The organism is Immundisolibacter sp. (assembly GCF_014359565.1).
In the GTDB taxonomy this organism is placed as follows: domain Bacteria; phylum Pseudomonadota; class Gammaproteobacteria; order Immundisolibacterales; family Immundisolibacteraceae; genus Immundisolibacter.
On record NZ_JACIZD010000004.1, the window covers coordinates 91838 to 116731 of the forward strand.

A 24894-nucleotide genomic window follows, 5' to 3' on the forward strand; every position below is an offset into this window, starting at 1 on the left:
CGTGCGCCGCGCCCTCGTCGTCGCCCTGCCCTGCCTGCTGGCCGCCTGCGCAACGACGCCAAAACCTGCGCCGGTGGCGACGCCGACCGCTGCCTGCCCGCCGCCGGTCGCCGCGCCGGCCAAGGTCTATGTACGGATATTCGAAGGCGTACTGACACTGCCGCCCGGTTATGTCTTCGAGGGCAACCAGGTCGGCAGCAAGACGCTGTTTCAGGGCCCGACCGGCGCCGTGCGCATCGGCCCGCGGGCGGAACTCAAATCCGGCTACATGGACTACGCCCGTGCCACCCAAAAATCCCGCGAGCTGCGCTGTGGCCTTGAAATCCTGCGCCACGGTACCGACACGCCGCCGCTGTGGCTGCTGCTGGGCAAAGCCCAGTACGTGCTGGCCTACGACCAGGACCCACAGCGGGTTCCGGCCATGATCGCCGGCTACTGCGCGTCGCTCGCGATCGGCAACCAGACCCCCTGAGTCCACACCCGCGCCCGGGCGCGGCAAACGCTCATGCCAGACAACCGGCCAGCGCCTGGCGCGCTGCGCCGAGCTGGCCGTGCACCTGCCCGACCGGCCGCGCCAGCAGGGCGAGGTGCCGAGGCAGTGGAACGGCTGCCGGCGACAGCGCCGCCAGCGTGGCATTTACCGCATCCGGATCGTTGCAGATCAGCAGGTAATCGCAGCCGGCGTCGAGCGCGCGCCGGGCGCGTTCGACAAAGCCACCAGCCCCGGCGGCGCCGGCCATGCCAAGGTCATCGCTAAACACGGCGCCATCGAAGCCCAGCTCGCCGCGCAGGACCTCCTGCACCCAGCGGCGCGAGAAGCCGGCCGGCTCGGCGTCCACGGCCGGGAACACGACATGCGCCATCATCACCGAGGCCAGACCGTCCGCAATCAGCCGCCGGTAGGGCAGCAGGTCGGCCTCGATGGCGTCGCGGGCACGCCGATCGATCACCTGCGTCAGGTGCGTGTCAGCCGCCACCGCACCGTGACCGGGAAAATGCTTGCCGCAGGCAGCCATGCCGGCCTGGGCCATGCCGGCCATGAAGGCGCCGGCCAGCGCCGCGGCAGCCTGCGGCTGCGCATGAAAGGCCCGGGCGCCGATGATCTCGCTGACGCCATAGTCCAGATCAAGCACCGGCGCAAAGCTCAGGTCGATGCCCAGCGCCAGCAGCTCGGCCGCCATCACCAGCCCGCCGGCGCGCGCCAGCGCGAGGCCTCGCGTTGCGTCCTCAGCGTAGGCCCGGCCATAGGCAGCCGCGGGCGGCAACGGCGTGAAACCGGGGCGCAGGCGCTGCACCCGCCCGCCCTCCTGGTCCACGGCGATCAGCAGCCGCGGCTCACGCAGGGCGTGGATGTCGGCACACAGCGCGCGCAGTTGATCCGCGTCGACGAAGTTGCGCTCGAACAGGATCACGCCGCCGATGGCCGGCTGCAGCAGCAGCTGGGCATCGGCCGGCGCGAGCTGCGGGCCGGGAAGACCGATCACCAGCGGACCGGGGGCGAGCGCTTTGGGCATGGGTGTCCTTGCGAGGTTTGCGTCTGGACCTGGGCAGGCCCGGTGTCGGATGTGAGGGAGGGCCGGCTAGCCGCTGCTGTGATCGTGATCGGCGGCGCCGATGCGCTCGCCCCATTCGGCGGCTTTCGCGACGATGGCGGCCGCATCCAGCGTGCTCAGGCGCCGCTCGTGCAGCAGGCGCCAGCCGGCCACCCACACGTCGGTCACCGCCTCGCGGCCGGCGGCGTAGATCAATTGCGAGACCGGATCGTGCACCGGCTGGCAGTGCGGGGCCGACAGGTCGAGCGCCACCATGTCGGCCGCCTTGCCGGGCACCAGCGAGCCGATTTCCTCATCCAGACCCAGCGCCCTGGCGCCGCCCAGCGTCGCCATGTGCAGCAACGCGGGCGCCGGCGCCGCGGCGGCATCGGCGGAACCCAGCTTGGCCAGCAGGCCGGCGGTTTTCAGCTCCCCCAGCAGGTCCAGATCGTTGTTGCTGGCGGCGCCGTCGGTGCCGATGGCCACGTTCACGCCGGCTGCCAGCAGGGCCGGCAGCGGGCAGGCGCCGGAGGCGAGCTTCATGTTCGATTCCGGGCAGTGGACGATGCTGGCGCCCTGGGCGGCCAGGCTGGCGATCTCGCCGGCCAGCAGCTGCGTGGCGTGCACGCCGATCAGTCGCGGCGACAGCAGGCCCAGCTGGGCCAGCCGTTCCAGCGGCCGCACGCCGTAGCGGGCCTCGCTCTGGGCCACCTCGTGCGCCGTCTCGTGCAGGTGGATGTGCAGCGGCAGGTCGAGTTCTTCCGCCAGCGTGGCGATGCGCCGCAGCGGCTCGTCGCTCACCGTATACGGCGCATGCGGCGCAAATGCGGTACGAATCAGCGCATGGCCGTGCCAGGCGTCGTGCAGGGCGATGCCCTTGCGCAGGTAGTCGTCGGCATCGGCGGCGTAGGCGCTCGGAAAATCGATGGCGATCAGGCCGACCACCGCCCGCATGCCGGCCGCGGCGGCCACCTGCGCCGTCTCCTCGCCAAAGAAGTACATGTCCGAGAAGCAGGTCACGCCGGCCTGCAGCATCTCCGCCACCGCCAGCGCGCTGCCGTCACGCACGAACTGCGGCCCGACGAAGCGCTGCTCGGCCGGCCAGATGTGCTGCTGCAGCCAGGGCATGAGCGGCAAATCGTCGGCCAGGCCGCGCAGCAGCGTCATGGCGGCGTGCGTGTGGGCGTTGACCAGACCGGGAATCAGGGCATGGCGCGGCAGTTCTACCTGGACCCGATCCGCGAACTGTTCGCGCGCCTGCGCACTGGGCAGCACGGCCAGGATGCGCCCGTCCCGAACGACCACGGCGTGATGGTCCAGCACCCGCCCGGCGGGCTCGACCGGAATCACCCAGCGGGCGTGGGCCACGAAACCTGCAGAATCGTTCATCAGCTTGATCCGGAGCGGTAAAAACTGCGTTTGCAGCGTCAAAACGCAGTGCTATAGTGCCGGCGCTCCTCGCAATTGCAAATTCCATGACCCGCAACCGCCCGCCTGTCCGTGCCCTCCCCGCCCGCGCCCCGCGCGGCGCCGGCCCGCGTGCGTCCGCTGCCCTGACCTGCCGGCCGCACGGCCTCCTGCCACTGACGCTGCGACTGCCGTAAGGCAGACACACGCATGCCCTGGCGAGGGCCCCCAGTACGCACACTCACTCAGACAACAAGGCCGCGGCGGCAAGCCTGCGCGGCCGCCCGTTACTGTTCCGGAGACCGGTCGTGAGCAAGGACAAACTGATCATTTTCGACACCACCATGCGCGACGGCGAGCAAAGCCCCGGCGCCGCCATGAGCCGCGAGGACAAGCTGCGCATCGCCCGCGCCCTGGAGCGGCTGAAGGTCGACGTCATCGAGGCCGGCTTCCCGGCCTCCAGCCCCGGCGATTTCGCCTCCGTGAAGGCGGTGGCCGAGATCATCAAGGACGCGCGTGTGTGTGCCCTGGCGCGCACCGGCGATGCCGACATCGACCGCGCCGCGGAGGCCATCAAGCCGGCGGCGGCGCCGCGCATCCACACCTTCATCGCCACCTCGCCGCTGCACATGGAAAAGAAGCTGCGCATGACGCCCGACCAGGTGGTCGAGGCGGCGGTGCGGGCGGTCAAGCGGGCGCGCCAGTACACGGACGACGTTGAGTTCTCGGCCGAGGACGCCGGGCGCTCGGAGATGGAATTCCTGTGCCGCATCTTCGAGGCGGTGATCGACGCCGGTGCCACCACCATCAACGTGCCGGACACGGTCGGCTACAACCTGCCGCAGCAGTTCGGCGAGAAGTTCCGCTACCTGATCGAGAACATCCCCAACTCGGACAAGGCCATCTTCTCGGCCCACTGCCACAACGATCTGGGCCTTGCCGTGGCCAATTCGCTGGCCGCCGTGATGGCCGGCGCCCGGCAAGTGGAATGCGCCGTCAACGGCCTTGGCGAGCGGGCCGGCAACGCGGCGCTGGAGGAGATCGTCATGGCCGTGCGCACGCGCCAGGACCTGTTCCCCTGCGACGTGGGCGTCGACACCCGGCACTTGCTGGCCTGCTCGAAGCTGGTGGCCGCCATCACCGGCTTTCACGTGCAGCCGAACAAGGCCATCGTGGGTCTGAACGCCTTCGCGCACGAGTCCGGCATTCACCAGGACGGCGTGCTCAAGAGCCGCGAGACCTACGAGATCATGCGCGCGCAGGACGTCGGCTGGCAGGACAACCGCCTGACGCTGGGCAAGCTGTCCGGGCGCAACGCCTTCAAGCAGCGCATGACCGCGCTCGGCTTCGAGTTCGCCAGCCAGGAAGAAATGGCCGAAGCCTTTCGGCGCTTCAAGGAGCTGGCCGACAAGAAGCGCGAGATCTTCGACGAGGACCTGATGGCGCTGGTCACGGACATGGACCTGAGCCAGGCCAACGAGCGCATCAAGCTGGTCGGCATGAAGGCCTGTGCCGAGATCGGCGAGACGCCGCAGGCCACCGTATCGCTGGTCGTCGACGGCGAGGAGCGCAGCGCCACCGCCGAAGGCGACGGTTCGGTGGACGCCACCTTCAAGGCCATCGAGGCAATCGTGAATTCCGGCGCGCAGCTGCAGCTGTACTCGGTGCAGAGCATCACCTCCGGCACCGACGCGCAGGGCGAGGTCAGCGTGCGCCTGGCGCGCGACGGCATGGCCGTGAACGGTTCCGGCTCCGATACCGACATCGTGATCGCGTCGGCCAAGGCCTACGTCAACTGCCTGAACCTGGTGCTGGCGGCGCGCTCGCACGCCGCGGCGGGGGTCTGACCGGCGGCAGTCGCACGCGGGCCGGATGCACAGGCGCCCGGCCCGCGCTTTACCTGCCGCCGCATCGGTGCGAGATTTCCGGCGCCTCGAAATCACCCGCCAGGCACGCCTGCCCATGTCCACGCCCGATCCTGCCACGCAGCTCGAAATGTACCGGCGCATGCTGCGCATCCGGCGTTTCGACGAGACCGTCAAGACGCTGTTCGGCCGTGGCCGCATCCCCGGCTCGGTGCACCTGTCGATCGGCCAGGAGGCCGAGGTCGTCGGCGCCTGCATGGCCCTGCGCACTGACGACACCATGGTCGGCAACCACCGCTCGCACGGCCACCCCATCGGCAAGGGCGCGGCGCTGGGTCCGCTGCTGGCGGAGATCCTCGGCAAGGCCACCGGCGTGAACGGCGGCAAGGGCGGCTCAATGCACCTGGCCGATTTTTCGGTCGGCAGCCTGGGCGAGAGCAGCATCGTCGGCTCCGGCCTGCCGGTGGCGGTCGGCGCCGCACTGGGCGCCAAAATGCAGGGCAGCGACCGCGTGTGTTTGTGTTTCTTCGGCGACGGCGCCTCGAACGAGGGCTATTTCCACGAGGCGCTGAACATGGCCAGCGCCTGGCAGGTGCCGGTGGTGTTCCTGTGCGAGAACAACGGCTACGGCGTGACTACCGCGTTCAGCAGCATCAGCCGCGTGCCGGACGTGGCAGCCCGCGCGGCGGCCTACGGGATTCCCGGCCAGATCGTCGACGGCCAGGACGCGCTGGCTGTCCATGCTGCCGTCGCGCAGGCCGTGCAAGGCGCCCGCGACGGCGCCGGTCCCAGCCTGATCGAGGCCAAGACCTACCGCTACCCGCACCACTCCGAAGGTCCGCTGTACGACGCCATCGCCTACCGGGACGCATCGGAACTGGCCGCCTGGCAGGCGCGCGATCCATTGCCGCTGTTCGCCCGGCATCTTGAAGACACCGGCATCGCTGACACGGCAACACTGACCAGCATCGAGCACGCCATCACCGCCGAGGTCGCCGCGGCGCTCGAATTCGCCGAACAAAGCCCCTGGCCGGATCCGGCCGAGGCCCACCGCGGCCTGTACCGCACGCCGATTGCGGGTTTCGACCATGCGTGAACTGACCTTTCTCGAGGCCATCCGCGAGGCGCAGGAGCAGGAGATGGCGCGCGATCCGCGCGTGTTCATCCTGGGCGAGGACGTGTCCTTCAACGTCTACGGCAGCACCGGCGGTCTGGCCGAGCGCTTCGGCCTGGAGCGGGTGCGCGACACGCCGATCAGCGAGGCCGGCTTCACCGGCGTGGCGATCGGCGCGGCGCTGGTCGGCATGCGGCCGATCGTGGATTTCACCATCGCCTCGTTCATGTACCTGGCCATGGACCAGCTGGTCAGCATGGCCGCCAAGACCGCCTACATGTACGGCGGGCAGGCGCACGTACCGGCGGTGTTCCGCGCCGCGCTGTTCTACAACGGCGGCCTGGCGGCGCAGCACTCGGACCGCAACTACGCCATGTTCATGCAGGTGCCTGGCCTGAGGATCGCCGTGCCGAGCACGCCCCACGACGCCAAGGGACTGCTCAAGACCGCCGTGCGCGACGACGATCCGGTGCTCATGTTCGAGGATGGCGCGCTGTGGGGCAGCCGCGGCGAGGTGCCGCAGGACGATTACCTGATCCCGTTCGGGCAGGCGGCCGTGCGCCGCGAGGGCAGCGACCTGACCGTCGTGGCCATCGGCTCGCGCGTGCGCGAGGCACTGACGGCCGCCGACACGCTGGCCCGGGAGGGCATCTCGCTGGAGGTCATCGACCCGCGCACGCTGGTGCCGCTGGACTGCCCGACGATCCTGGCATCAGTCGCGAAAACCGGCCGCGCACTGGTGGTGGACGTGGGCCACAAAAGCTGTGGCGTGGCCAGCGAAATCCTCGCCACCATCGCCGAGGACGGCTTCTGGTCCCTGCGCGCGCCGCTGCGGCGCCTGACCGCGCCGGACATGCAGATACCGTTCTCGCCGGCGCTCGAAAAAGGCTTCTACCCGGACGCGGCGCAGATCGTGGACGCCGCCCGGCGCCTGCTACAGGAATAACAACGTCCGGCCGCTGCGCCGGCCCGGCCATCACTCGCGCGCCGTCGCGCGGGCATTGACCAGGCCGGGACCTGCGCCCGGTCCCAGACCCAGCGACTCCACCGCCACGCCCTGGGCGGCCAGTTCGGCCAACCAGGCCAGCACGCCGTCCGCCGGTGCATCGTTCAGCCACAGCTTGACGCTGCCGTCCGCGGCCGGCTCCAGCCTCGACAGATGCTCGCCCAGACCCGCCGCGCGCAGGCTGGCGTCCAGGCGCACCGGCAGCGGAACGCCGGCTGGCGCGCCCGCCGCCGGTTGCCGGGCGCGCAGCGCCTGCACCTGCGGCGCCAGCTGTTGCAGCCAGGCAAGGTCGGCGCGCAGGCGGGCATTTTCGGCGCGCAGGCGCTCGCGCGCCGCCTGCCACGGCGACCACAGCAGGCCGTAACCGAGCAGCAGCGCCAGCACGGCCGCGGCCAACAGCAGCAAGCGCTGTTCGCGCGGTGCGAGCTGGCGCCAGCGCGCGGTCAGAGCCGGCCAGCGACTCATGGCCCCTCCTGCCGCGCCACAGCGCTGGCGCCGGGCGCCGGGCGCAGTACCAGTCGCGTGCGCACCACGCCGCCTTCGGCCACCGCCATCGGAAGCTCGGCCTTTACCGCGCGCTCGGCCGCGAGGCGGGTTCGCAAGGCCTCCACCGCCGCCACGTCCGGCAGGCCGAATTCCAGCGTCAGGGCACCGTCCCGGTAATCGAGTGCGGTCAGCGTCTGCCCGGGCGGCAGCGCACGCACCGCCACGGTCAGCAGCGGCAGCGCGCCGCCGCGGGCGCCCCGATCCAGCAATTTCAGGCGCCGCTCGGCCTGCGCCCGCAGGCTGACCGGGCGACCTTCTTCGGGAAACAGGCGCGTGAATTCCTCACCGATGGCGGTCCGCAGGGCAGCGTTCTGCCGGCCAAGGCGCGCCGTTTCGAGCAGCCCGCCGGCCAGCAGCAGCGCCAGCCACAGTCCGGCCAGCACCGCCGCCGGGCGCCACGGCCGCCACTGGCCGGGCGGCCGCGCCGGTGCGTAGGCGCCCTGCAGCAAGTCGGGGCTGGCCGGCGTGGGGGTGAGGCAAAGCGCCTGCTCGGCGGGCACGGCGATTACCTCGGCATCGACTTCGGGCGGCGGCCCGCCTGGCGTTTGCAGCCAACGCAGGTTCGCCGGAGCCAAGGCCGCCAGCAGAGGCCCGATCTCCTGCGGGGCGCCACACAGGCTGGCCTGGGCGCCCAGGCGCGCGGTCAGGCAAGTGGGCTCAGCCAGCACGGTACAGGCGTCGACCGGCAGCAGGGCCGCCAGCGGCGTGATGCCGGCGACCTTCAGCCCCGCTTCGCGCAGGCGGGCAAGCGCGGCATCGAGCTGCGCACGGCCGATCACGGCCAGCTCGGTCAGGCCGTCGGCGCGGCGCTTGCCGACCGCCACCTGCACGGCGTCCAGATCGCTCGCCAGTTGATCCTCGAGCGCAAACATCGCCGCCCGGGCCAGCCGGGCGGCCGGCAGGCGCGGCAGGGTCTGCGCACTGACCCACACCTGCGGCGCGGCCAGCACGACGCCCACCGGCTCCCCGCCGGCGGCACTCGCGGCGGCCGCGGTATCGCCCTGCTGCAGCGCGCCGCGCTCGAGCCACTGCCAGGCATCGGCGCCATCCCAGCGGAAATACTGCAGCGCCATCAGCCCGCCACCTGCTCGCGGCGCCGGCGCACGCGCACCCGACCGTCCTGCACCTGCAGCAGGCTGTCGCGCTGCAGGAGCAGTTGGTCGAGCGTGACTTGCGCCCGCACCGTGAACCAGTCCGAACGCACCGTGAGCCCGCCGCCGTCCAGCAGCACGCCGCTGAGCGCCGGGTCCGCCAAGAAGGCGTCGAGACTGGCAAACGGCGTGGCCGCGGCGCGCGCGGCAAGATCGCGTGCCTGGCCCGGGCGCAGACCCTCGGCCAGCGCCATCAGCAGCAGCGGCGGCGCGCTGTTGACGTTGATCCCCGCCTGTGCCGGCAGGGCACAGACCAGCGGCGCCAGCGCGGCGTAGGCCTCGGCGTCCATGGCCGGCAGCAGGCGCAGCTCGGAGACGTCGCCCAGCGGCGCGTTGGGCGTGCGCATGGGCGGCCGGCGACGGCTGTAAACATCGTCCTCGGCGCCGGCAAAGCGCGCGTTGGTGTCCTCGTCCAGCCAGTCGAGCAGCTGGTCGGCGATGTCGGGCGGCAGGTCCAGCAGCTCCAGCAGGCGCCGCAAGCGCTGTTCGGCCAGGTCCGTCTCACCGGGCGGCAGCGACAGGACGTTCAGGTTGAAACAGCCCTGTGCGTCCTGGACCTGCGCCTGGCCCGGCAGGTCCAGCGGCCAGGGCAGCTCGATGCGTACCGGTGACGGCGCCGCTGCATCCGACGGTGCCGGCCGCAGCCGAGCCATCGCCAGATACTCGCCGGCGGTCAGGTACTCGCTGGCCTGCGCGCGGCGCAGGACGTTGCTGCTGCGGCGGATGGCAAATTCCTCGTTCGAGGCCACCGCCACCGCCACCACGGTGGCGATCGTCATCAGCAGCAGGGCGAGGATCAGGGCCACGCCGCGCTGGCGCTGCGGGGAACGCATCATGCGTCCCCCGCGACCACGAACAGCCACTCGATCGGGCCGAACGGCCGGCCATCGAGCCTTACCGACACGGCCCGCTCAGTCCGACCCGTCTCGATGCCGACCGCGAAGCGCTGTACCTCGTCCAGCACGCGCTGCGAACGCGGCCGGCTGCCCGGCACCCGGTCCAGCACCGGCCAGGCATCGCGGTACAGCACGCCGTTTCGCACCTGCCAGCGCACGCGCTGCAGCTGCGCGCGCGGCTGATCGAGCGGGTTGCTCCAGGCTCCCTGGGTGATCTCGAGGCTGCCGTCCGGCGCCCGGCGCAGCGGCGGCTCCGGATCGCCCAGTTCGTCCCGCACCGGGCGCGCCACCAGCGCCTGACAATCGCGCTCCAGCAGGGAGTAAGCCAGCTGCAGGCGGCCGAGCGCCTCGGCCCGACTGGCGAGCTGTTCGCGCGCGGACAGCAGCCGCGCCAGGCTGCCGTAGGCGAGCGTCGCCAGCACCGCGAACACCGCCAGGGCAACCACCAGTTCGAGCAGCGTGAAGCCGCGGGCCGTCCTCACGGCGGCGGCTCCGGTACCGGCCCCGATGCCCCAGCGGGCGCCGGCTGCTGCGGCGACTCGGCCCCTGGCAGCGGCTCCACCGTCGGCAGCGGCAGGAATCCGGTCAGGCGCGCCAAAACTTCATCCTCGCCGACCCGATGCACCACCAGCTCAAGCCGCCGCAACGCTTCCTCGTCGTGAGCCTGCACCGTGACCTGCAATCGCTCCCCCGCCATTGCCTGCTGCCGCTCGACGTGATCGCCCGGCAGACCGTCCAGACGCAGCCGCCCGAGCGTGTTGTGCGCCGCCCAGGTGGCAAAGGTGCGCTCCTCAAGGCCCCGTTGCCGGCGCGCCGCGCCGCCGATCGCCGCCGTGGCGGCCGCCAGCGTGACCGCCACCACCACCAGCGCGATCAGCACCTCCAGCAGCGTGAAGCCGCGCATCGGCCCGTGCATCAGCCGGCGACCTCGGGCGCGGTCACGGCAATTTCTCCGTCGGCCTGCGCACACACCTGCCAGGCGCGCTGCTCGCGGCCCTCGACGGCGACGCAAAACGGCGTCGCCTCGCCGCTCGACAGCAGAAAGACCTGCGGCCGGTCGACGCCGTCCAGGCTTTCTTCCAGCGCCACCGGGTAGCCGTCGACGCGCAGCGTCAGCTGCTGGCCTGCGCTCAGCCGGCGCGCCCGCAGCGGCTGGCGACCGGTCAGGGGCCGCCAGGTCTTGCCCGACAACTGCATGAAGTCGTAGCCGTCCGCGGCCAGGCGCAGGCCGAACTCGCGCCCGTCCAGCACCGCCTCGTCGTGCGCCAGGCGCAGCGCCGCCGCCAGCGTGCGGGCGTCCTGCTCCAGCCGCGCCGCGGCGCCGCCATCGCCCAGCGACAGGCGCGCGAACGACAGGATCACACCGATCAGCGCCAGCACGACCACCAGTTCGAGCAGGGTGAAGGCGCGCTGACGGTGCATCGACACAGGCTCAGGGCTTCGCCCAGTTGCCAAGATCGGCATTCACGCCCTCGCCGCCTTCCTGGCCGTCGGCGCCGTAGCTCCAGATGTCGATCTCGCCGTGCAGGCCGGGGTTCAGGTACTGGTAGTCGCGGCCCCACGGGTCCTGCGGCATGCGGTCGAGGTAACCGCCGGCCTTCCAGTTGGGCGCCGGCGGCTCGCCGGAGGGCTTCTCGACCAGCGCCTTCAGGCCCTGGTCGGTGCCCGGATACACGTGGTTGTCCAGGCGGTACAGGTTCAGGGCCGCCTCGATGGCCTGGATGTCCTGCCGGGCCTTGATGACCCGCGCCTCGTCCGGGCGGCCCATGATCTTGGGCACCACCAGCGCCGCCAGGATGCCCAGGATGACCACCACCACCATCACCTCGATGAGGGTGAAACCGCTCTCACTCCGCTTGTCAGCACGCATCACTTCACCAGTTGGTTGAGTTCGAAAATGGGCATCAGGATGGCCAGCACGATGACCAGCACCGCGCCGCCCATGGACAGGATCAGCGCCGGCTCGAACACGCCCAGCAGCACCGCCACGGTGTTCTGCAAGGCCCGCTCCTGCAGGGTGACGGCGCGTTCGAGCATGGCACCCAGTTCGCCGCCGGCCTCGCCGCTGGCGATCAAGCGCAGGCTCATGGCCGGCAGCAGGCGTTCGCGGCGCAGCGCCTGGTTCAGCGCCGCGCCCTCGCGCACGCGCTCCGCCGCTGCCTCGAAGCCCGCCCGCAGGTGCCGGTTGCCGACCACCCGCGCCGCCACGCGCAGCGCATCGACCAGATTCACGCCGGCACCGACCAGCGTGCCCAGCGTGCCGGTGAAGCGCGCCTCGTCCAGACCCTGCATGAGCCGCCCGAGCAGCGGCAGGCGCAGCACGCCGGCCGCAAACCGCAGCCGCAGCGCCGGCACGCGCAGCAGCAGTCGCGTGCCGATCAGCGCCGCCGCCAGCGCCACCAGCAGCGCCAGCCCCCAGGTGCGCAGGAAGTCGCTGACCGCGATCATGGCGCGCGTGATCCACGGCAGCGCTTGGCCCATGCGGTCGAACACCTGCACGATTTCCGGCACCACGTAGGTCAGCAGGCCGATCACGACGGCGATCGACACCACCGTCAGCGTGGCCGGGTAGAACAGCGCCAGCATCACCCGCTGCTGCAGCGCCTGGCGCTGTTCCATGAAATCGGCCAGGCGATCCATGACCGGCCCCATGCGCCCGGCGGCCTCGCCGGCACTGACCGCGGCGCGGTAATACTCGGCAAAGCTGTGCGGGTGCTCGGCCAGCGCGGCGTTCAGGGAATGTCCCTCCAGCACGCGGCTGCGCACGGCGGTGAGCACGCGCTTCAGGCGCGGCGCCTCGGCCTGTTCGGCCACGCTGCGCAGGGTCTCTTCCAGCGGCAGGCCGCTGTCGACCATCACCGCCAGCTGGCGCGTCAGCAGCGCCAGTTCCTGGCCGTTCAGGTGCTCGCGGCGCAGCGCGAAGCCGGCCCCGGCGCGGCTGGCCCGCACCTCGGTCAGCTCCAGCGGCAGCAGGCCCTGACGGCGCAGCTCGGCGCGCGCCAGGCGCGCCGAGTCGGCCTCGATCAGGCCGCGCGTACTGGCGCCGTCCGGACGCGCCGCGGTGTATTGATAGGCGGCCATGGTCACTGCATCTGCGTGACGCGCAGCAGCTCGTCAAGGCTGGTGTCGCCGGCCAGCAGGCGGCGGCGGCCATCGTCGAACAGGCTCGGTGTATGGCGCCGGGCGTGTTCTTCGAGCGCCGCCTCGGCGGCGCCGTCATGGATCAGCCCGCGCAGGGTCTCGTCCACCAGCACCAGGTCGTACACGCCGCTGCGGCCGCGGTAGCCGCTGTCCAGACACTGCGCACACCCGACGGCGGCGTGCAGCGTCGGCGGCTCGGCCGGATCCATGCCCAGCAACGTGCACTCGCTGGCACTGGCGGTATAGGCCCGCTTGCAGTGCGGGCACAGCTTGCGCACCAGGCGCTGGGCGATCACGCCGATCAGGCTGGAGGCCAGCAAGAACGGCTCAATACCCATGTCGCGCAACCGCGTGACGGCACCGGCGGCCGTGTTGGTGTGCAGCGTGGACAGCACCAGATGACCGGTCAGACTCGCCTGCACGGCAATTTGCGCCGTCTCCAGGTCGCGGATTTCGCCGACCATCACCACGTCCGGGTCCTGGCGCAGGATGGCGCGCAGGCCGCGGGCGAAGCTCATGTCGATGCGCGCGTTGACCGGCACCTGGCCGATGCCGTCCAGGTAATACTCGACCGGATCCTCGACCGTCAGGATGTTGCGCGAGCGGTCGTTCAGCCGCGTCAGCATGGCGTACAGGGACGTCGTCTTGCCCGAGCCGGTGGGGCCGGTCACCAGCAGGATGCCGTGCGGGCGGTGAATCAGCGCATCGACCTGCGTCAGCAGGCTGTCCGGCAGACCCAGATGGGTCAGGTCCAGCCGCCCGGCCTGCTTGTCCAGCAGGCGCAGCACCACCCGCTCGCCGTGCGCCGAGGGGATGGTCGACACGCGCACGTCGACCGCATGACCGGCCACGCGCAGCGAGATGCGGCCATCCTGCGGCAGACGCTTTTCGGCGATGTCGAGCCTGGCCATTACCTTGACGCGCGAGATGACCAGGCTGGCCAGCGCCGGCTGCGGACGCAGCACCTCGCGCAGCACGCCGTCGACCCGGAACCGCACCACCAGGTGCTGCTCGAACGGCTCGATGTGGATGTCGGACGCCCCCTCGCGGATGGCCTCGGCCAGCAGGGCATTCAGCAGACGGATGATCGGCGCGTCGTCGGCGCTGTCGAGCAGATCCTGCGGTTGACTCAGCGCCTGCGCCAGGTCGTCCAGGTTCGCGCTGTCGCCGATGTCGTCGATCACCTGCGCGCTGGCGCGGCCGCCGTCCTCGTAGGCGCGGCGCAGCGCCGCCTCGAAGGCATCGGCCGTGACTGCCTGCAGCTGCAGCGGACGCTGCAGCAGGCGCCGCACCTCGGCCAGCGTGTGCGCCTGCAGGCCGGGGCGGTACAACAGCAGCGCGCTGTCGGCATCCGCCTCGCCCAGCAGCACGCCGTGCCGGTTGGCGTAGGCGAACGGCAGCGTCGGGACAGCCGGCGCGTCAGGGGGCGGCAGCGGCGGCGCCTTCGGCTCCACGCAGCACCTCCTCGAGCGCCGGCAGCACCGGCGCCGCACCCGGCGCCAGCTGTTCCCGGTCCTGGGCATCCAGACGCTGCAGGCGCCGCAGGGCGTCGTACTTGTCGCCGGTGACGCGGGCGGTCACCTGGGCATCACGCAGCACCTGCGGACGGATGAACACCATCAGGTTGGTCTTGCCGCCGGTGGTCGAGCTGTAGCGGAACATGCGCCCGATCAGCGGAATGGAGCCCAACACCGGCACCTGCGATTCGCTGCGCCGCAGGCTGCTGTCCATCAGGCCACCGAGCACCACCATCTGCTGGTCCTGCACCACCGCCGTGGTGGTGATGGCGCGCTTGTTGGTGATGATGTCCGAGCCGACCGTGGCGTCGCTGATCGAGGACACCTCCTGCGCAATCTCCAGCCGCACGGTGCCATCCTGGTTGATCTGCGGCTTGACCTTGAGCTTCAGGCCGATGTCCTCGCGCTGGATGGTCTGGAACGGCGCGTTGTCCACATTGGCCGGCGTGCTGTAGGAGCCGGTGATGAACGGCACGTTCTGGCCGACGATGATCTCGGCCTCGTGGTTGTCGAGTGTCACCAGCGAGGGCGTGGACAGCACATTGCTGCCGGTATCGGCCTGCAGCGCCCGCACCAGCACGCCCATGGTGATGTTGGCGCCCAGGATGCTGCGCGTGCCGTCCAGAAATCCCAGATTCAGGCCATCGCCCAGGTTGCCGAACGGATTCAGGTTGCTGCGATCCGCCCCGGCGCCGGTATTGTCGAAGCTCGTGCCACCGACGACGCCGCGGTTGTTGTCGTAATCCGCGCTGCCGCGCCACTGCACGCCAAGCTCGCGCGCCAGCGTGCTCGACACCTCCACCACCACCGCCTCCACGAGCAATTGCGCGCGCGGAATGTCCAGCTTCTGCACCACCGCCTCGATGGACGACCACAGCCTGGGCGGGGCGGACACGATCAGGGCGTTGGTGCCCGGGTCCGACTGCACCGTGGACAGACCGCCCGAAGGATCCGTCTCCCCCTGCGCTGCGGGCACTTTCTGCAGGGCATTGATGACGCCCTCGAGCACCGATTTCATGTCCTCGGCGTTGGCATAACGCAGGTAGACCACGTGGATGTTGCCGCTGCGGTCGGCCTGCGGCAGGTCCAGGTTGGCGATGATGGCGCGCAGGGCCAGGCGCGTGTCGCGACTGCCGCCGATCAGCACGCTGTTGCTGCGTTCATCGGCCACGAAGGCGCCGCGCGCGTTGCCGCCTTCGCCACCGGCGGTGCGCTGCTGCAGCGTTTCCAGCACGCGCACGACCTCGGTGGCGGTGGCGTTTTGCAGGGCCACCGTCTCCACGTCGCCGCTGGCCGGCAGGTCCATGCGGCGCACGATTTGCGACAGGCGTTCCACGTTGGCGGCGGCGTCGGAAATGATCAGCGTATTGCTGGCCGGCGCCGCCGCCAGGTGCGCGTCCTTCGACAGCAGCGGCCGCAGCACCGGCACCAACGCCGCCGCCGGAACATTTTCGAGCTTGATCACCCGCGTCGCCGGCGCGTCGCCCCGTGCTTCCGGCGCGGCGCCGAAGGCCGCCTCGGTGCGGGCGCTGGTGTCCGGCAAAATCTTGGTCATCGCGCCGCTGGGCACGGCCACGAAACCGTTGACCTTCAGCACCGACAGAAACACCTCATACAGGGCGTCCTTGTCCAGTGGGCCGGGCGATACGACGTTGACCGTGCCCTTGACCCGCGGATCGACTATGAAACTGCGGCCGGTGGCCTCGGCCACCAGCTCCACCAGCGCCAGAATGTCGGCGTCCTTCAGGTTCAGCGTCACCGGCTCGGCTACCGCAGTCAGCGCACACCAGGCCAGGAACAGTCCCGCCAGGCGGGCACGCAGCGCAGCAACGGTCATCGAAACCTTTTTCTCATCAGTTCGACAGGGGTGGCCGCGCTCGCGGAGGGCGAGGCGGATTCGGGCACCTGCGGGCGCAGGAGCAACAGCTCGCGCTGCCCGTGACGGCGCAGCAGCACGCGATCGGCCTGAATCTCCAGCAACTGCGCCTCCGCCGGCAGCTGCGCGCCGACGCGGTACAGACGCTGCCGCTGGCCAGGCTCGCCGATCAGGGCGTAGCCTTCGGTTCCCGGCGCGAACCAGATACCCCCCAGCACCAGGTTGGCCCGGGTTTCAGGCGCCGCCTGCGCCACGGCATCGGACGCCGGCTGACCGAACAGATGCCGGTCGATGATCAACGAAACATCGGCCCCGGACGGCGACGCCACAGGCTCGGCCCGCACCGCGGCGGCCGGGCCTTCCAGGACCTCCTGCCGGCTGCGCCACAGGTCGAAGCAGGCCTGCGCCAGGAGCCCGGCAAACAGCACGGCGGCCACGCGTGCCGGTAAGCGCTGCGGCCCCGCGCTGCTCGCCACCTTCATGCCGTCTCAATCCTCCGGACGCTGGCGCGAGGCGCAAGCGGTTTAGACCAAGGCGCTATGCTCGCCGCGGACCTTTACAGTTCCCTTACAGTCACCCGCCGATTCCCGGCATCACGATCGACTCGCTGCCTCATCGGCGCATCACCGCAGCCTTTCGGTAACACAAATGAAACAGCACAAGATTTCAGCAACATCCACTCGGGCGCGCGACCGGCCCCCGTTTCCAGCGCCGTCGTGCACCGTCCTGCCCGCGGTCTTACCGCGACGGGCCAAGGCCGCTCACCATCGGTACCCGTCGCATGGCGCATGAAGTCCTGCTGCCGCAGTGGTCGATGGGCATGCAGGACGGCCAGGTCACACGCTGGCTGAAGGCCCCGGGCGATCCGGTCGCCGACGGCGAGGCGATCGCCGAGGTGGAGTCATCGAAGGTCGCGGGCGAGCTGCTGGCAGACCGCGCAGGCGTGTTCCTGCGCGCGCTGGTCGAGGTCGGCGAGGTGGTGCCGGTGCGCACGGCGCTGTGCCTGATCGGCGCGCCGGGCGAACGTATCGATGCCGGTGCAGCCCTTGCCCGGGACGCCGCCTCCACGCCCATCGCGCCTGCCCCGCAGCGCCCAGCCCCGTCCGCCGGGAACGCCACGCAGGTCACGCCGCGCGCACGCAAGCTGGCTGTCGAGCACGGCATCGACCTGACGCAGGTGCGCGGCAGCGGGCCTGACGGACGCATCGTGGAGGCCGACATCGAGGCCCTGCTGGGCCAAGTCAGCGACGGAACCTATTCGCTGGCCCAGCGCCGTGGCCGCATTGCCGAGCGCCTGCTCGCCAGCCTGCACGGCAGCGCACAGCTGACGCTGAGCCGGGACATTGACGTCACGGACCTGACCGACTGGCGCGCCCGCTTGCCCTTTCGTGCGGGCTGGGGCGACCTCGTCGGCTACGCCGTCAGCCGCGTGTTGGGCGGGCATCCGCCGTTCAACGGCACCGTCGAGGGCGACCGCGTCCGCATCGGCTCGCAGGTGAATCTGGGCTTTGCCGTGGCCCTGGAAGGCGGCCTGGTCACCCCGGTCATTCACGACGCCGGCAGCAAAAGCCTGCAGAACCTGACTGAACTGACGGCCGAGCTGGTCAGCCGCGCCCGCAGCGGAACGCTGCGCCCACAGGATGTCGACGGCGGCACCTTCACCCTCTCGAATCTGGGTGGCCACGGCATCGACGCCTTCACGCCCATCATCAACCCGCCGCAGATTGCCATTCTGGGCCTTGGCCGGGTGCGTGAGGTGGCGCAGCGCAGCGGTGACGGAATCGCCTGGCGCCAATGCATGACCGTGAGCCTGACGTTCGATCATCGCATCGCCGACGGCGTGCCGGCGGCTGTGTTTCTGCAGGATCTGGCGCAGTTCCTGAGTCGTCCGGAGGGCTTTCAGTCCAGCGCCTGAGCCTCACGGTCAGCGCCGCGTCAGTCCCTGATGATGCTGGTGCGGCGATTCTCATCATCCGGGAACACGCGGCCGGTCATGATGGTTTGCCAGATGTGGTCGAAGACCTTGCCCGGCTCGCCGGGCTTCTTGCCGGACCGAAAATAACTGTGGCCCAGGGGTGTGTCGTAAGCGGTGTTCACGTCGTCACAATCCACGGCGTAGACGTTCGTTGGCGTGAGGGCCATGTTCTCGGGGCCGGTATGACCCAGGCGACGCGAGGCGATCTTGTTCTTCAGGTTCGCCACCTTGCTTGAACGCAGCGCCAGGTCGTCCGATGCGTAATACACCACCACATTGCGCGATGCGTGGCTGATGAGCTCACCGGCGTGCCCCTTGTGCACCGATTCGTTCTCGATATCCGCCGCCACCAGGTAGGTGTTTCGAAACAGCAGCGGCACGCCGCTTGGCAGGTCGTACTTATCCCAGGCACACAGCGTCTCGCGTAGTACGCGATTGCCCATGGAGTGCGCCAGCATGTTGATGCGCTTCAGGCACGGATCGTCGGCCGGGTTGCGCTGGGTGTCATCGCGCCATTTCATGAAGTGCCCCAGCACCCGGGCCAGGGAAAAGGCACTCGCGTCGGCCGCCTTCTGGTCGTCCCAGTAGTCCTTGACGATTCCCTGGTCATCGTCACAGGGCCATACCACCGGCAGCACCAGCAGCTCCTTTTGCTTCTTTTTGTCGCACAGTGCCTGCAATTCCGCCGCCCCGTCGAACACCGCCTCGGGCAGATTCGAGAAGCCATGGAGGTACACCAGCAACTGCCGATACGGCGAGGACTTCAGCTCGGACATCAGATTGAAGCCGCCGATTTCCTCGTATTTATCCTTGCCCAGCCGCCGGCAATAGAACACTGAGTTGGAGGCTGCGTTGTTCTTGAGATCGAAGTCGAAGACACGGCCGACGCGGCTCTTGATGCTCTGCGTCGGGAAACGGTTGGTTATGAACAACATGGCGCGACCTCTCATGCGAGCTTGAGGGGCACAGTGTCCGCCACCCCACGCCGCTCTGCCATGCACTGATACACATCCGGCCCCGATGGGGCTAGCCGCCGAATACGATGCCGCCTGTGCGACAGTCCATCGCAGTGCCCACGGTCGCGAACTCGGCGGCTTCGAGCAAGGTCAAACAATCCATACCTTGGCCCGAGTGAAGGAGTAAGCCATGCATATTTCGCGTTCAGCCCTGAAATTTGCGGCAGCGTTCGCCGCGGTCGTGCTGTGCACCCCGTCGATCTCTGCGGAAACCGTTCTCACGACACAGGATGCCGTCGAAGTGTCCGTGCCCGACGTGCGCGTTAGCGGTTCCGGCCTGCAAGGCGAGATTCACAATCAAACCGATGCGACGCTGATTGGAGCCGAACTTCTGGTGCGTCACCGCTGGCTGTGGGCTGACGAGCTGCATCCCGGCACCGACGACCCGAGCTGGGTCGAAATACACCCCGTGAACGTGACCATCCCGGCCGGTGACACTGCGCCATTCAGCGTGCAACTGTCCCGCGTCGCCCCGCAACGCAGTGACGGTACCTTCCAACTCGAAGTGTCCGTCTACCGCTTCGCGACCATACCCAGCCCGTAGGTTCTGCGGAGCGCAGCACGCCCGTCGTTGGGCTGATTCTCACGACCGGGCGTCGCTGCCAAAAGCGGTGCCTGCAGACTGCCGATTTTGCGTGCCATCCAAAAACCGCAGGGAAGGCGCCGGGTCAGCCCGGCGACTATCGGCGGATCACACGATCGATGCAGACAAACCCCGGAAAGCAAAAAGGCCAGTCTTGTGGACTGGCCTTTTTGCCTGTTTCGGATGGTAGCGGGGGCAGGATTTGAACCTACGACCTTCGGGTTATGAGCCCGACGAGCTACCGGACTGCTCCACCCCGCAACCGAGCCGCGCATGATACTGGCAACTGCCCGTCAGGGCAAGCCCGAACTGCCGGATCGACCTAAAAAACCGCCTGGCACAGCGCCAGCAGCGGTGCCGGGAACACGCCTAGACCCAGCAGCAGAGCGCCGTTCACACCCATGAACACGCGCACGTCGAGGGCCGGGGAGATGGCCGGCTGCTCCTCTGGCGCATCGAAGTACATGGCCTTGATGACGCGCAGGTAATAGAACGCACCGATGACCGAAAAGATCACCGCGATGATGGCCAGCCACAGCAGGTCGTGCTGCATCACCGCGCGGATGACGCCAAGCTTGGCGTAAAAGCCGACCGTGGGCGGCACGCCTGCCAGCGAGAACAGGATCACCATCATCACCAGCGCCAGCCACGGCGAGCGCCGGTTGAGGCCGCGAAAGTCCTCGATCCGGTCGGCTTCGAAGCCGGCGCGGCTCAGCAGCATGATCATGCCAAAGGCGGCCAGGCCGGTCAGGGCATAGGTAATCATGTAGAACAGGCTTGCCGCCATGCCGGCCGGGCTGTTGGCCAGGATGCCGAGCAGGAAAAAACCCATGTGCGAGATGGTCGAATAGGCCAGCATGCGCTTGATGTTGACCTGCGCAATGGCGACAAGATTACCGACCGCCAACGACAGCACGGTCACCACCACCAGCATTTGCTGCCACTGCTGGACCAGCGGCGCTGCGGCACCGGCCAGCAGTTTCACCACCAGCACGAAGGCCGCGAGTTTGCTGATCGTGGTCAGAAACGCCGTCACCGCGGTCGGCGCGCCGTGGTACACGTCCGGCAACCACATGTGAAACGGTGCGATGCCCAGCTTGAAGCCGATCCCCACCACCAGCATGGCCAGCGCAAGGCCCATCAGGGCGCTGAAGTCACCGGCACGGGCGTGTTCACCCACCACCTGCGCCACGGTGGACAGGTCGAGCGACGCCGTCAATCCGTACAGAAGCGACATGCCGTACAGCAGCAGACCCGAGGCCAGCGCGCCCAGAAAGAAATACTTGATCGCGGCCTCGCTGGCGTCGCCATTGTCGCGGTGCAGCGCGACCAGCGCATACGAGGACAGCGACAGCACCTCAAGGCCCAGATACAGCACCAGCAGGCTGCCGGCACTGGCCATCACCAACAAGCCGAGCGTGGCGAACAGCGACAGCAGCAGGAACTCGCCGGTCAAAAGAGCCCGCTGGCGCAGGTAATCCCGCCCATACAGGAACACGCCGAACATGATCAGCAACGCCACCACCTTGATCACGACCGCAACGGCGTCGACCGTGTAGTGACCGCTGAACGTGGTGACCGGCCCGTGGTAACCCTGCGCAACCGCCAGCAAGGTTGCCAGCAGCGACAGCTGGGATACGACATAAGTGTTGCTGCGCTCGCGGCCCGGCCAGAACAGGTCGACCAGCAACACCACGCAGGCCATCGCCAGCAAAACCATTTCCGGCAGGGCCGGGGCCAGATCGGGAAGCATGAATTCCATGGGTCAGATGCCGTGTGCCTGGGGTGCCGCGCCTAGAGTCCGAGCTTGCCGCGCTGCAGGTGCGCCAGCAGCGTGTCTACCGTGGCATGGGTGACGTCCAGCATGGGATTGGGCCACACGCCCATGGCGAGCACGGCCAGGGCCAACAGGCCGAGCACGACGAACTCCTCGGCCTTCAGATCCTTCAGCGCCGCCACTTTTGCATTGGTCACGGCCCCGAAAATGACCCGCTTGTACATCCACAGGTTGTACGCCGCGCCCAGCACCAAGCTGGTGCCGGCCAGCAGGGCGATCCAGAAGCCGTTCTCGAACGCTGCCAGGATGACCATGAACTCGCCGACGAAACCCGACGTGCCCGGCAGGCCGGAGTTGGCCATCGCAAACAGCATCATGAAGGCGGCGAACATCGGCATGGTGTTGACCACGCCGCCGTAATCGGCGATCTGGCGACTGTGCATGCGGTCGTACATGACGCCCACGCACAGGAACATGGCGGCCGAGATGAAGCCGTGCGAAACCATCTGCACCAGCCCGCCCTCGATGCCCTGCGCGCTGAACAGGAAGGTGCCGAGCGTCACGAAACCCATGTGCGAGATGGACGAATAGGCAATCAGCTTTTTCATGTCCTGCTGCACCAGCGCCACGGCGCCGATGTAGACCACGGCGATCAGCGACAGCGTGATCATCAGGCCGGAGAAGGCCATGCTGGCGTCCGGCGTGATCGGCAGCGACAGGCGCAGGAAGCCGTATCCGCCCATCTTGAGCATGATGGCCGCCAGCACCACGGAGCCGCCGGTCGGGGCCTCGACATGTGCATCAGGCAGCCAGGTGTGCACCGGCCACATCGGAATCTTGACTGCGAACGCGGCCAGGAAGGCCAGGAACAGCAGCTTCTGGGTCGGCAGATCGAGCCCGACGCGCTGGAAGTCGAGCAGGCTGAAGCTGCCCGTCTTCAGATGCAGGTAGATCAGCGCCACCAGCAGCAGCACGGAGCCGAGGAAGGTGTAGAGAAAAAACTTGAGCGTCGCGTACACGCGATTGGGGCCGCCCCAGACGCCGATGATGATGAACATCGGGATCAGCATCGCTTCCCAGAACACATAGAACAGCATGCCGTCGACGGCACAGAACAGGCCGATCATCAGCCCTTCCATGACCAGGAAGGCGCCCAGGTACTGGCTGAGCTGCTTTTCAACCGACACCCGCGCCATGGCCACCACCAGCACCGTGATGAAGCTGGTCAGCAGGATGAACGGCAGCGCGATGCCGTCGATGCCAAGGTGGTAGTAGATGGCGAAGGACTCCACCCACGGCGCGCGTTCGACGAACTGCAGGCCGCCATTGCCGGTGTCAAACCCGGTGTACAGCGGCAGCGTGATGGCGAACTCCAGCAGCGCCACCAGCAGGGCGAGGCCCCGTGCCCGCCCGGGGCGGCCGTCGCCGCCCAGCAACCAGACCAGCACCGCGCCGGCGATGGGCGTCCATATGGCCAGACTCAACAGAGGCAAGGTTTCGCTCATGGCGCGCTCAGAAGCTCACGTACCAGATCATGCCCAGCAGCGCAGCCAGGCCGATGATCATGGCAAACGCGTAGTGGTACAGGTAACCGGTCTGGATGTGCCGCAGCGCACCGGCCAGCCGGCCGATGCTGTGGGCGGTGCCGTTGACGGCCAGGCCGTCGATCAGCGCGACATCACCGACCCGCCACAGCAGGCCGCCGAGGCCACGCAGGCCGCCGGCAAACACCGCCTGATTGACGTCGTCAAAGAAGTATTTGCGCTCAAGAATGTACTGGACCAGCGAGAAGCGGCTGCGCACCACCGCCGGCCAGTCGGGCTTGACCAGATAGAACACCGCCGCTGTGCCCGCCCCGGCCAGCATCAGCCAGAACGGCAAGGCCGTGAAGCCGTGCAGGGCGAAGTTCAACGCGCCGTGGAAATGCTCGCCAAACTCCGCCAGCGTGGCGTGCTGCGGCAATATCTGGATCGCCTTGCCGAAGTAATCGCCAAACAGCATCGGCCCGATCAGCGGCGCGCCGATCAGCACCGACGGTATTGCCAGCAGCACCAGCGGGCCGGTCACCACCAGCGGCGACTCGTGCAGGTGCTCTGCGGCGTGGTGGTCCACCCGCGAGCGGCCGTGGAACACCAGGAACAGCAGCCGGAAGCTGTACAGCGAGGTCACGAACACGCCGCCCAGCACCGAGAAGTGCGCGAAGCCGGCTGCCGGCAGGGAGGATGCCGCCACCGCCTCGATGATGGCGTCCTTGGAATAAAAGCCCGCAAAGCCGGGGAAACCGACCAGCGCCAGCGTGCCGATCCACGCCGTCAACGCGGTAATCGGCATGCGTTTCCACAGGCCGCCCATCTTGCGCATGTCCTGCTCGTGATGCAGGCCGATGATCACCGAGCCGGCGGCCAGGAACAGCAGTGCCTTGAAGAAGGCGTGCGTACCCAGATGAAAGATGGCCGCCGAGTAGGCCGAAGCGCCCAGTGCGACGGTCATGTAGCCGAGCTGAGAGAGCGTGGAGTACGCCACCACGCGCTTGATGTCGGTCTGCACCAGGCCCAGCAGGCCCATGAAAAAGGCCGTCACGGCACCAATGAACAACACGAAGTTGAGCGCCGCCTCTGACAGCTCGAATAGCGGCGACATGCGTGCCACCAGGAAGATGCCGGCCGTGACCATGGTCGCGGCATGGATCAGCGCCGAGATCGGCGTCGGGCCTTCCATCGAGTCGGGCAACCAGACATGCAACGGCACCTGCGCCGACTTGGCCATGGCGCCGATGAACAGCAGCACGCAGATCACTGTCAACGCCGACCATTCACGGCCCGGCCAGATTTGCAGGGTCTCGCCGGTCAGTTCGGGGGCCTTGGCGAAAATGGTCGCGAAATCGAGGCTGCCGAACAGCGACAGCACGGCCGCGATGCCCAGGATCATGCCCAGATCGCCGACCCGATTGACCAGGAAGGCCTTCAGGTTGGCAAAGATGGCCGACTCCTTCTGATACCAAAAGCCGATCAAAAGATACGAGACCAGTCCCACGCCCTCCCAGCCGAAAAAAAGCTGCAGGAAGTTGTTTGCCGTCACCAGCATCAGCATGGCAAAGGTGAACAGGCTGATGTAGCTGAAGAAGCGCTGATAACCCGGATCGTCGTGCATGTAGCCGATGGTGTAGATGTGCACCATCAGCGACACGAAGGTCACCACCAGCATCATGGTGGCGGTCAGCTCGTCGATCAGGAAACCGATCGAAACCTGCAGCGGGCCGCTTTGCAGCCAGGTGTAAAGATCGACATTGAGCACATAGTCGCCGCCGGTCGCCTTGCCGGCCATCAGCAACGAGAAAACATAGCAGGACAGCGCAAAGGAGATTCCCACCCCGAGGATGGTGACGATGTGCGCGCCGCTGCGACCGATCAGGCGTCCACCCAGACCGGCGATGATCGCTCCGGCGAGTGGCGCCAGCACCACGCCCAGACAGATGAGGGTCAGCTTTTCCAT

At 68.6% G+C, this 24894-nt stretch carries 23 protein-coding genes and 1 tRNA gene; 6 read left to right on the forward strand and 18 right to left on the reverse strand.

What is annotated here, in order from left to right:
• Window position 1: 1 nt before the first annotated feature.
• Entirely contained in the window at window positions 2–472 is a 471-nt protein-coding gene (locus H5U26_RS08045; protein WP_290618457.1) for a hypothetical protein, read from the forward strand.
• Window positions 473–503: 31 nt separating this feature from the next.
• Here H5U26_RS08045 and nagZ read toward each other — a convergent pair whose 3' ends face one another.
• Window positions 504–1514 (reverse strand): beta-N-acetylhexosaminidase, encoded by a 1011-nt coding sequence (gene nagZ / locus H5U26_RS08050; RefSeq protein WP_290618459.1) that lies wholly within the window; start codon window positions 1512–1514, stop codon window positions 504–506.
• Window positions 1515–1580: 66 nt separating this feature from the next.
• Complete coding sequence (locus H5U26_RS08055; RefSeq protein ID WP_290618461.1) at window positions 1581–2921, reverse strand: TRZ/ATZ family hydrolase; 1341 nt, start codon at window positions 2919–2921, stop codon at window positions 1581–1583.
• Window positions 2922–3247: 326 nt separating this feature from the next.
• Here H5U26_RS08055 and H5U26_RS08060 point away from each other — a divergent pair, with 326 nt between their 5' ends.
• From H5U26_RS08060 to H5U26_RS08070, 3 genes are all read left to right on the forward strand, one after another.
• On the forward strand, window positions 3248–4786 hold the full coding sequence (locus H5U26_RS08060; RefSeq protein WP_290618463.1) for a 2-isopropylmalate synthase: 1539 nt from the start codon (window positions 3248–3250) through the stop codon (window positions 4784–4786).
• A 115-nt stretch (window positions 4787–4901) separates the two neighbouring features.
• Window positions 4902–5900, forward strand: coding sequence for a thiamine pyrophosphate-dependent dehydrogenase E1 component subunit alpha (locus tag H5U26_RS08065; protein ID WP_290618465.1), 999 nt, complete (start codon window positions 4902–4904; stop codon window positions 5898–5900).
• Window positions 5893–6864, forward strand: a complete 972-nt coding sequence (locus tag H5U26_RS08070) for an alpha-ketoacid dehydrogenase subunit beta (protein WP_290618467.1) — start codon at window positions 5893–5895, stop codon at window positions 6862–6864. Before H5U26_RS08065 ends, H5U26_RS08070 begins: the two co-directional genes overlap by 8 nt.
• A 30-nt stretch (window positions 6865–6894) precedes the next feature.
• On the opposite strand, the gene gspM is transcribed toward H5U26_RS08070, so the two are convergent.
• The 11 genes from gspM to H5U26_RS08125 are packed head-to-tail and all read right to left on the reverse strand — an operon-like array spanning window position 6895 to window position 16533.
• The gene (gspM, locus tag H5U26_RS08075; protein ID WP_290618468.1) at window positions 6895–7389 is read right to left on the reverse strand and encodes a type II secretion system protein GspM; all 495 of its coding nucleotides are present in this window, start codon (window positions 7387–7389) and stop codon (window positions 6895–6897) included.
• Window positions 7386–8543: a type II secretion system protein GspL gene (gene gspL / locus H5U26_RS08080; RefSeq protein WP_290618469.1), complete on the reverse strand. Its 1158-nt coding sequence runs from the start codon at window positions 8541–8543 to the stop codon at window positions 7386–7388. Before gspL ends, gspM begins: the two co-directional genes overlap by 4 nt.
• Complete coding sequence (gene gspK / locus H5U26_RS08085) at window positions 8543–9457, reverse strand: type II secretion system minor pseudopilin GspK (protein ID WP_290618471.1); 915 nt, start codon at window positions 9455–9457, stop codon at window positions 8543–8545. The genes gspL and gspK overlap by 1 nt, the downstream gene beginning before the upstream one ends.
• Window positions 9454–9999: a type II secretion system minor pseudopilin GspJ gene (gene gspJ / locus H5U26_RS08090; protein WP_290618473.1), complete on the reverse strand. Its 546-nt coding sequence runs from the start codon at window positions 9997–9999 to the stop codon at window positions 9454–9456. Before gspJ ends, gspK begins: the two co-directional genes overlap by 4 nt.
• Window positions 9996–10433, reverse strand: coding sequence for a type II secretion system minor pseudopilin GspI (gene gspI / locus H5U26_RS08095; RefSeq protein WP_290618475.1), 438 nt, complete (start codon window positions 10431–10433; stop codon window positions 9996–9998). Before gspI ends, gspJ begins: the two co-directional genes overlap by 4 nt.
• The gene (gene gspH / locus H5U26_RS08100) at window positions 10433–10939 is read right to left on the reverse strand and encodes a type II secretion system minor pseudopilin GspH (protein WP_290618477.1); all 507 of its coding nucleotides are present in this window, start codon (window positions 10937–10939) and stop codon (window positions 10433–10435) included. Before gspH ends, gspI begins: the two co-directional genes overlap by 1 nt.
• A gap of 10 nt (window positions 10940–10949) precedes the next feature.
• On the reverse strand, window positions 10950–11387 hold the full coding sequence (gene gspG / locus H5U26_RS08105; protein WP_290618479.1) for a type II secretion system major pseudopilin GspG: 438 nt from the start codon (window positions 11385–11387) through the stop codon (window positions 10950–10952).
• On the reverse strand, window positions 11387–12598 hold the full coding sequence (gspF, locus tag H5U26_RS08110; RefSeq protein ID WP_290618481.1) for a type II secretion system inner membrane protein GspF: 1212 nt from the start codon (window positions 12596–12598) through the stop codon (window positions 11387–11389). Before gspF ends, gspG begins: the two co-directional genes overlap by 1 nt.
• A 2-nt stretch (window positions 12599–12600) precedes the next feature.
• Window positions 12601–14112, reverse strand: coding sequence for a type II secretion system ATPase GspE (gene gspE / locus H5U26_RS08115; RefSeq protein ID WP_366055916.1), 1512 nt, complete (start codon window positions 14110–14112; stop codon window positions 12601–12603).
• Window positions 14078–16012: a type II secretion system secretin GspD gene (gspD, locus tag H5U26_RS08120; RefSeq protein ID WP_290618485.1), complete on the reverse strand. Its 1935-nt coding sequence runs from the start codon at window positions 16010–16012 to the stop codon at window positions 14078–14080. The genes gspE and gspD overlap by 35 nt, the downstream gene beginning before the upstream one ends.
• A complete protein-coding gene (locus H5U26_RS08125; protein ID WP_290618487.1) occupies window positions 16009–16533 on the reverse strand; it encodes a type II secretion system protein N in 525 nt (174 codons plus the stop codon). The genes gspD and H5U26_RS08125 overlap by 4 nt, the downstream gene beginning before the upstream one ends.
• A 299-nt stretch (window positions 16534–16832) precedes the next feature.
• On the opposite strand from H5U26_RS08125, the gene H5U26_RS08130 reads away from it, so the two are divergent.
• Window positions 16833–17966, forward strand: a complete 1134-nt coding sequence (locus tag H5U26_RS08130) for a dihydrolipoamide acetyltransferase family protein (protein ID WP_290618489.1) — start codon at window positions 16833–16835, stop codon at window positions 17964–17966.
• A 20-nt stretch (window positions 17967–17986) separates the two neighbouring features.
• On the opposite strand, the gene H5U26_RS08135 is transcribed toward H5U26_RS08130, so the two are convergent.
• The gene (locus H5U26_RS08135; protein ID WP_290618491.1) at window positions 17987–18961 is read right to left on the reverse strand and encodes an alpha/beta hydrolase; all 975 of its coding nucleotides are present in this window, start codon (window positions 18959–18961) and stop codon (window positions 17987–17989) included.
• A 211-nt stretch (window positions 18962–19172) separates the two neighbouring features.
• Here H5U26_RS08135 and H5U26_RS08140 point away from each other — a divergent pair, with 211 nt between their 5' ends.
• A complete protein-coding gene (locus tag H5U26_RS08140) occupies window positions 19173–19586 on the forward strand; it encodes a hypothetical protein (RefSeq protein WP_290618492.1) in 414 nt (137 codons plus the stop codon).
• Window positions 19587–19809: 223 nt separating this feature from the next.
• Here H5U26_RS08140 and H5U26_RS08145 read toward each other — a convergent pair.
• The 4 genes from H5U26_RS08145 to nuoL form a co-directional block, all read right to left on the reverse strand.
• Window positions 19810–19886: transfer RNA gene (locus H5U26_RS08145), tRNA-Met, on the reverse strand.
• 61 nt (window positions 19887–19947) lie between these two features.
• Window positions 19948–21387: an NADH-quinone oxidoreductase subunit NuoN gene (nuoN, locus tag H5U26_RS08150; RefSeq protein ID WP_290618495.1), complete on the reverse strand. Its 1440-nt coding sequence runs from the start codon at window positions 21385–21387 to the stop codon at window positions 19948–19950.
• 32 nt (window positions 21388–21419) lie between these two features.
• Window positions 21420–22907, reverse strand: a complete 1488-nt coding sequence (locus H5U26_RS08155; RefSeq protein ID WP_290618497.1) for an NADH-quinone oxidoreductase subunit M — start codon at window positions 22905–22907, stop codon at window positions 21420–21422.
• A gap of 7 nt (window positions 22908–22914) precedes the next feature.
• Window positions 22915–24894, reverse strand: a complete 1980-nt coding sequence (gene nuoL, locus H5U26_RS08160) for an NADH-quinone oxidoreductase subunit L (protein WP_290618499.1) — start codon at window positions 24892–24894, stop codon at window positions 22915–22917.

What these genes read in the sequence shown, in the direction of transcription:
- gspD (WP_290618485.1), bottom strand. Translation starts at nt 16,012, where the DNA reads ATGACCGTTGCTGCGCTGCGTGCCCGCCTGGCGGGACTGTTCCTGGCC.
- nagZ (WP_290618459.1), bottom strand. Translation starts at nt 1,514, where the DNA reads ATGCCCAAAGCGCTCGCCCCCGGTCCGCTGGTGATCGGTCTTCCCGGC.
- gspH (WP_290618477.1), bottom strand. Translation starts at nt 10,939, where the DNA reads ATGCACCGTCAGCGCGCCTTCACCCTGCTCGAACTGGTGGTCGTGCTG.
- H5U26_RS08130 (WP_290618489.1), top strand. Translation starts at nt 16,833, where the DNA reads ATGGCGCATGAAGTCCTGCTGCCGCAGTGGTCGATGGGCATGCAGGAC.
- H5U26_RS08155 (WP_290618497.1), bottom strand. Translation starts at nt 22,907, where the DNA reads ATGAGCGAAACCTTGCCTCTGTTGAGTCTGGCCATATGGACGCCCATC.
- nuoL (WP_290618499.1), bottom strand. Translation starts at nt 24,894, where the DNA reads ATGGAAAAGCTGACCCTCATCTGTCTGGGCGTGGTGCTGGCGCCACTC.
- gspL (WP_290618469.1), bottom strand. Translation starts at nt 8,543, where the DNA reads ATGGCGCTGCAGTATTTCCGCTGGGATGGCGCCGATGCCTGGCAGTGG.
- H5U26_RS08055 (WP_290618461.1), bottom strand. Translation starts at nt 2,921, where the DNA reads ATGAACGATTCTGCAGGTTTCGTGGCCCACGCCCGCTGGGTGATTCCG.
- gspI (WP_290618475.1), bottom strand. Translation starts at nt 10,433, where the DNA reads ATGCACGGGCCGATGCGCGGCTTCACGCTGCTGGAGGTGCTGATCGCG.
- gspF (WP_290618481.1), bottom strand. Translation starts at nt 12,598, where the DNA reads ATGGCCGCCTATCAATACACCGCGGCGCGTCCGGACGGCGCCAGTACG.
- H5U26_RS08125 (WP_290618487.1), bottom strand. Translation starts at nt 16,533, where the DNA reads ATGAAGGTGGCGAGCAGCGCGGGGCCGCAGCGCTTACCGGCACGCGTG.
- H5U26_RS08070 (WP_290618467.1), top strand. Translation starts at nt 5,893, where the DNA reads ATGCGTGAACTGACCTTTCTCGAGGCCATCCGCGAGGCGCAGGAGCAG.
- H5U26_RS08065 (WP_290618465.1), top strand. Translation starts at nt 4,902, where the DNA reads ATGTCCACGCCCGATCCTGCCACGCAGCTCGAAATGTACCGGCGCATG.
- H5U26_RS08135 (WP_290618491.1), bottom strand. Translation starts at nt 18,961, where the DNA reads ATGTTGTTCATAACCAACCGTTTCCCGACGCAGAGCATCAAGAGCCGC.
- gspM (WP_290618468.1), bottom strand. Translation starts at nt 7,389, where the DNA reads ATGAGTCGCTGGCCGGCTCTGACCGCGCGCTGGCGCCAGCTCGCACCG.
- H5U26_RS08140 (WP_290618492.1), top strand. Translation starts at nt 19,173, where the DNA reads ATGCATATTTCGCGTTCAGCCCTGAAATTTGCGGCAGCGTTCGCCGCG.
- gspK (WP_290618471.1), bottom strand. Translation starts at nt 9,457, where the DNA reads ATGATGCGTTCCCCGCAGCGCCAGCGCGGCGTGGCCCTGATCCTCGCC.
- nuoN (WP_290618495.1), bottom strand. Translation starts at nt 21,387, where the DNA reads ATGGAATTCATGCTTCCCGATCTGGCCCCGGCCCTGCCGGAAATGGTT.
- gspG (WP_290618479.1), bottom strand. Translation starts at nt 11,387, where the DNA reads ATGCGTGCTGACAAGCGGAGTGAGAGCGGTTTCACCCTCATCGAGGTG.